The organism is Longimicrobium sp., from assembly GCF_036554565.1.
In the GTDB taxonomy this organism is placed as follows: Bacteria; Gemmatimonadota; Gemmatimonadetes; order Longimicrobiales; family Longimicrobiaceae; genus Longimicrobium.
On record NZ_DATBNB010000233.1, the window covers coordinates 1 to 5,866 of the forward strand.

The 5,866-nt window shown below is 67.0% G+C and carries 5 protein-coding genes and 1 pseudogene; 1 reads left to right on the forward strand and 5 read right to left on the reverse strand.

The features are described 5' to 3' along the window. A partial coding sequence (gene dacB / locus VIB55_RS06325) for a D-alanyl-D-alanine carboxypeptidase/D-alanyl-D-alanine endopeptidase (protein ID WP_331875824.1) occupies window positions 1-1,341 on the forward strand: 1,341 nt, incomplete at its 5' end. A gap of 446 nt (window positions 1,342-1,787) precedes the next feature. Here dacB and VIB55_RS06330 read toward each other — a convergent pair. The 5 genes and pseudogenes from VIB55_RS06330 to VIB55_RS06345 all read right to left on the reverse strand — a co-directional run bounded on the left by VIB55_RS06330 (window position 1,788) and on the right by VIB55_RS06345 (window position 5,540). Then, complete coding sequence (locus VIB55_RS06330) at window positions 1,788-2,384, reverse strand: hypothetical protein (RefSeq protein ID WP_331875825.1); 597 nt, start codon at window positions 2,382-2,384, stop codon at window positions 1,788-1,790. Between the two features lie 75 nt (window positions 2,385-2,459). After that, window positions 2,460-2,630 (reverse strand): annotated as a pseudogene (locus VIB55_RS25625) (nucleotidyltransferase domain-containing protein); the annotation flags it as partial. A 684-nt stretch (window positions 2,631-3,314) separates the two neighbouring features. After that, window positions 3,315-3,449: a hypothetical protein gene (locus VIB55_RS06335; RefSeq protein WP_331875826.1), complete on the reverse strand. Its 135-nt coding sequence runs from the start codon at window positions 3,447-3,449 to the stop codon at window positions 3,315-3,317. Between the two features lie 388 nt (window positions 3,450-3,837). After that, entirely contained in the window at window positions 3,838-4,320 is a 483-nt protein-coding gene (locus VIB55_RS06340) for a hypothetical protein (protein ID WP_331875827.1), read from the reverse strand. Between the two features lie 47 nt (window positions 4,321-4,367). Further along, window positions 4,368-5,540: a hypothetical protein gene (locus tag VIB55_RS06345; RefSeq protein WP_331875828.1), complete on the reverse strand. Its 1,173-nt coding sequence runs from the start codon at window positions 5,538-5,540 to the stop codon at window positions 4,368-4,370. Window positions 5,541-5,866: the final 326 nt, after the last annotated feature.

Below are 5,866 nucleotides of genomic sequence, written 5' to 3' on the forward strand. Positions count from 1 at the left end.
GTGAAGTCCCTGCGCACGGGCGAAACGGTGTACGCGCGCAACGCGGGGCGGATGTTCGTTCCCGCCAGCAACATGAAGATCGTCACCGCCGCCGCCGCGCTGGAGGCGCTGGGCCCCGAGTACCGCTACCGGACGCGCATCGCCGCGGCGGGGCCGGTGAGCGGCGGGGTGCTGCGCGGCGACCTGGTGGTGCTGGGCTCGGGCGACCCCAGCATTTCCGAGCACATGATGGGCGACGTGCGGACGGTCTTCCGCGCCTGGGCGGATTCGTTGCGCGCCCACGGCGTTACGCGGGTGACGGGCAGCGTGTTGGGCAACGACGACGTGTTCGACGACGTGCCGTACGGCCGGGGGTGGGCCTGGGACGACATGGATGCGCCCTACTCGGCTGAGGTCGGCGGATTGATGATGAACGAGGGGTTCGTCACCGTGCGCGCGGAGCCCGCCGGCGGATCGACGGCCCGGGTGACGGTCCGCCCCGCGGCGCAGGGATGGGTGGACGTGAGCGGAACGGTGGCCGTCGGCGCGGCGGACTCGCCAGCCACCTTCCGCGTGGCCCGCGCCGACGCGGGCGGCGGGCTGACGGTGTCGGGCTCCATCCCCGCGGACACTTCGTTCGTGGAAGAATCCATCGCCATCCGCAACAACACGGCGTTCTTCGCGGCGGCGCTGCGGCAGGCACTGGTGGAGGCGGGCCTCCGCGTGGACGGCGGCGCGTACGACGCGGACCAGCGGGAGGGTGCGGCGCCCACGCACACCGTGCTCTTCACCCACACCTCCCCGCCGATGGCGGAGATCCTGGCGGCGTTCATGAAGCCGAGCCAGAACCAGATCGGCGAGGTCCTGCTGAAGACGCTGGGCGCGGAGCTCCGGGGGATGGGATCGGCAGGCGCGGGGATCGCCGTCGTGGACAGCCTGGCGCGCACCTGGGGGATGCCACCGCGGCAGCTTCAGCAGGCGGACGGGTCGGGGCTGTCGCGCTACAACCTGGTCGCGCCCGCGTTTCTGGTGGCGCTGCTGGAGCGGCAGTCGCGCAGCCCGCACGCGCAGGTGTTCGCGGCCTCGCTCCCCGTCGCCGGGCGCGACGGCACGCTGGCCAGCCGCATGCGCGGCACCCCGGCGGAGGGAAACCTGCGCGCCAAGACGGGCACCCTGTCCGGCGTCCGCTCGCTCTCCGGCTACGTCACCACCGCCGCCGGCGAGCCGATGGTGTTCTCCATCCTGATGAACCACCACACCCTGAGCTCCCGCGACGTAGACCGCGTGGCCGAGGCGGCCATCATGCGCCTGATCGCGCACGGAACGCGGGAGCACGTCTCCGCCGGAGCCACACGAAAATAGAGAGGCCGCGGAGCGTCTGAACTGCAGTTTCACGCAGAGAGCGCAGAGGGAAAAGAGAGGACGCAGAGGGCTGCCACGGCCCCTCTGCGTCCTCTCCGTTTTCTCTGCGCCCTCTGCGTGATGCTGTTGATTTTGGAGTTGCAATCTCGCCGAGGGATAACGCCGATCCGCGGCCAAGAGGGATCACGGTACAAGCAGCTGGGCACCGGCTACTGCCGCTCGACCTTCCGCCTGCTCCAGGTTGCGGACGATTGCGCGTTCCTGTGTCAGCGTTACCAGCGGGACAAAGACAAGAATACCCAGCAGGCGCTGGCAGTGAAGCGCCTCTGGACTATGGCGGAGAAGCAGGTCTGGAGGGGCCGAGTCTGGCCCTGGAATACACGTGCGCAGCCGGGGGGGGGGTCGCTTGGGGCTCCACCAGTGCGGTGCCCACTGGCGGCTGCGCGCTACCCTATGGTGTCCGAGGCGCCCGATTCTGTCGAGAGTATTCGTTTCCTTTCGGAATGCATACCACACTGCACACCCGGCGCGGAAAGTGTCGCCAGACGGCTCTGCGCTTTTACTAGCACACGAGCCTGCAGCGGATCCCGGGATAGATACCCGATCGTTTCGCTTGCAGCCTTCACAGCCATTTCTCGCGGAGATCGATCCAGGTCCTGGGCCGCCGCTTCAAGCGTTAGGCGGAGCGGGCACGAAGAAGGAATTTGGCGCGCGTACACCGCGAGATCCCGCTCGAGGAGGGGAGCGATTCCATGGTGGGTCAGCACCGCCGGGATCAGCCGCTCCACGACCTTGCCCGCTATCTCGACATCCGTGCGGGCCGCGCAAGGCGAACCAAGATCTTCGATTGTAGCCAACGCATGGTGTATCCACGAACTGGTAAGCTGGCGGGCGACTTCCTCTTTGGGGAAGCGGATCACGGGCCTGCGCTGGAGAGGACGCTCGAACAGGCATAAGCCTTCACGGGCGGCAACCCACTCCACCCCGCCAGGAACGTCCTTGGCTTCTGCGTAGCGATCGGTGGTACGTACTCGGACATCCACAGGAACGTCTGTGGGCTTCAATGCCGCTGTGAGCTGACGCCCCGCACGGACGAAGTCGCTCCCGTCCCACGGGCGCACATCGGGAGGGAGTTCCACGAGGACTACGAGATCCAAGTCGCTGTCAGCGCACGCGCGTCCGTGCACGCGAGAACCGATCATGACCACGCGCTGAACGTACCCACTCCACAGCGACGCAATGGCTCGGCTGATTCCCGTCGCAATAAGTCGGTCCCTTGTCGACACCATCTTCTAGTCTGCGCCGTCTATAGCCGTCACGAGCGACTCCGGCGGCTGCGTGCCCGGAGTTCAGCCGCCGCAGATTCCGCGGCACGGCTGCAGATCGAGGGGTCGGGCGGACCGATGCGCCGGCCCCGGATGGAATCATCCGGGATGGAGCCCCGTGGAACACCTCCCCCGCTCGAGTTGCCACGGCCGCGAAATCCATCTGGCGCGGGTGTGAGGCGCGCCACGTAAGAAGCATCCGGCGAGTGGTACAGGACGATCCGGACTTCGGCGCTGTCCGGATCCACGGTCCACCTGCTCAACCCGGTTTCCTCCAATCCTGCGTACGTTCCGGCGCGAGGATCGCGACGGACGAACGCGAAACACGCTGTAGGTGTCTCCTGGGCGTCGGCAAAGTACAATATGGCGGTGTACTGCTGGTAGTATGCCCAAGCCGAATCAGACATGCTGGTGCGTGGCAATGGGAGCTCCTCCAATACCATGATCCCGCTCACCACCGCGGGCGCGGCTTGGCCGGAACCACAGTCTTGGGCGCAGAACGACACCTCGTAAGTACCAGGCAGGAGCGTATCCGGGGCAGGGCTCGCCACACGGAGGGCAATATTGCACCCGGCCAACCCCGCTGCGGTAAGCACAGCCGCGGCAACGCAGAAGAGAGGATACGCGATCATCCTCTCCCACGTAGCTTCAGAAGCAAGTATCCTCATAGGCCGCCGCAAACGCTTCGGAAGTCATGCCGATGAGCCCCTCATTTTCCGCAGGCATCGAGTTGTAGTACGTGTGCAGCCCCTCGTGGACAAGAAGTGAGCGGTCCAGCATCAACCAGGACGAATCGAACTCCAGGTAAACTCCATCTGCGTCGTACCGGTTCTCACCGAAACGTTGAGGATCACGGCGAGTCGGTCCCGCGATATACCCGAGAGAATGCTGCTAAGCTAACGGAGGTCTCCGCAATTCCGGGAGAACGCGGGGGTGATGTCGGGAGGTCCTGGCATGCCGTAAGTAAGATTACGTGAAGATGAGGTGACCCGACCGACGCGCTTGGGTTGTCTTCATCATCACTCAGCCATTGGATAGGTCCAGAGTACCTGCTGAAAGCCGCAAGATTATTTTGGGCGGGATTGATGCGGAAGGATCATTTGCACTGGGCAAACGACGGCAGCCGGCGCCCCGTATGGGGCTCCGGCCGCCGTCGTTAGTCGCGGTCCGGTCAGAGGCGCGGGTCGCCGCGCGGGGGTGGCGGCGGCGGGCGCTGGCCGCCCGGGGGCGGTGCCTGCGGGCCCATGCCGCGCTGCAGCGTGTGGGCGATCTGCTCCATCTTCTGCACCCGGTTGTTCAGCCGCCCCACCAGGATGCGGGTGGCGCGCAGGTCGTGGTTGCTCTCGATGAGCATCAGCCCCATGTCGGCCGCGCCCCAGAGCAGGCCCGCGAACACGATCAGCCGGGTGGCCTCGATCAGCAGCCGCGGGATGGCCGCGTTCCCCTGCTGCACCAGGCCGATCACGACCTCCGCCGCCAGCAGCAGGATCAGCAGCAGCGCCAGGATCTTGAACATCCGCGCGATGTACCGGAGGCCGGCATGCGGCTCCAGGTCTTCATCGCGCACGTCCATCTGAGGCATGCGCGCGCCCTCGTCTTCGTCGCGCGCATCGCGCCGCTCCGTGTGGAGTCCCGCGTTACGTCCGTCGTCCACCACCGTTGGCTCCTGAGGTCACGAGGATCCGGGCGCCGGTCGCCCGTTCACCAGCGGGCGCGATAGCCCCGCGTGTCGATGTGCACCATGCCCTGGTGCCCCCCGGTGGGAGGATAGTAGTGCATCCCCCCCACCAGGTTGGGGTACTTTTGCTCCACCCGGTCCACGGCGGCCCCGATCACCCGCGCGTCCGACAGGTTGATGGTGCCGTCGCCGTTCAGGTCGTCCATGATGCCGTTCTCGTCGTTGTCGACCGCGATGTCCATGGCGTCGCCGTACATGTGACGAGAAAGCTTGCCGCGTCCCACCGTGTTGCCGCCGCCCGCGTTGTACGCCGGCGTGCGGAAGCCGCTGACGGCGAAGATGTTCTTTACCGGGTGCCCCATCCGTTCCAGCTCCTGGATCACCAGCTCGATCTTGTCGAGCACGCGCGGCTGCACCACCACGTACTTGGGCCACACCCCTTCCTGGCCCTTGGTGATGAAGTCCTTGAGCTGGATGTGCTCCGAGAGCCAGGTTTCCTTGTTCGCCTGCGTCACCTCGATCATCCCCGCGGGCGGGCGGTAGATGGGGTTGGTGGCGCCGCCCTGCTCGTTGGGCCAGTTGCCGATGCGGTAGTTGCCGATGCGCCCGCCCTGCTTGCGCGAAAGCGGCACCAGGGTGATCACGCTCACGTCGGAGGCTGGGCGGATGGCGTCGCGCACCCGCAGCGCCAGGTTCCAGATGCCCGACTCGCCTGGAACCTGGCTGGCCGGCACCTCCGAAGCCCCGCCGGTTCCCCCCGCGCCATCGGTGGGGCGAAGCACGATCTGGGCACCTTCGGGAAGCGTGTCGGCCCCGGGCACCTGCAGCGTTTCGCCGGGCTTCAGGATTTCTACCTTCACGGCGCCGCTCAGGCCGCCCACCTTTGCCTGGAAGTCTTCCTCGAACGAGCGGACGAACTCGTCTACCAGGAACGCCGGCTCGGGCGGGGCGTCCAGGGCCAGCGGGCTCCGCAGGATCTGCGAGGTGATGCTGGCCACCGCGGGCTGGTTGAGGTCCAGGTCCGCGCGCGGCGCAAAGCCGATGGTGTACACCCAGCCCGTCAGGAACATGCCCACCAGCAGCGTGGCGACGCGGTTGAAGAGCCGCTCCTGCTGTGGCTTGAGGCCGGACCGCTCCCACCGGGAGTGGGGCTCCGTCCAGAGCGGAAACAGGTAGTCGTCGCGTGCGTATTCCATAGACGTTGCGGGTCCTTCATCATCCGTGCCGGGGCGGTTCCCGGGCGTTTGGATCGGCAGCCAGTCGCAATCTCCCGGCCAGTGTGGGGAAGGGCGGGGAGTGCGTTAGTGCGGGGGTTGGCAAGACGAGGCGCGTAATTTGTCATCCAGAGGCGCGAGCGCACCGAACCTGCCCGTACGCCGGACTATGCGCGCCGTGGGATCTGGCCGCGGATGCATTTCAGCCCGGGCGCGGCAGCGGCACGGAGCCCCTGGGCCTCGGCTCGGCGCCGGGGTGCCCCTCCCCCGGCCCCTCCCCGCACAAACTGCGTGCGGAGAGGGGAGAC

Bases quoted from the DNA above. Each gene is read 5' to 3' on its own strand.
- VIB55_RS06345 (WP_331875828.1), bottom strand. From the start codon at position 5,540: ATGGAATACGCACGCGACGACTACCTGTTTCCGCTCTGGACGGAGCCC.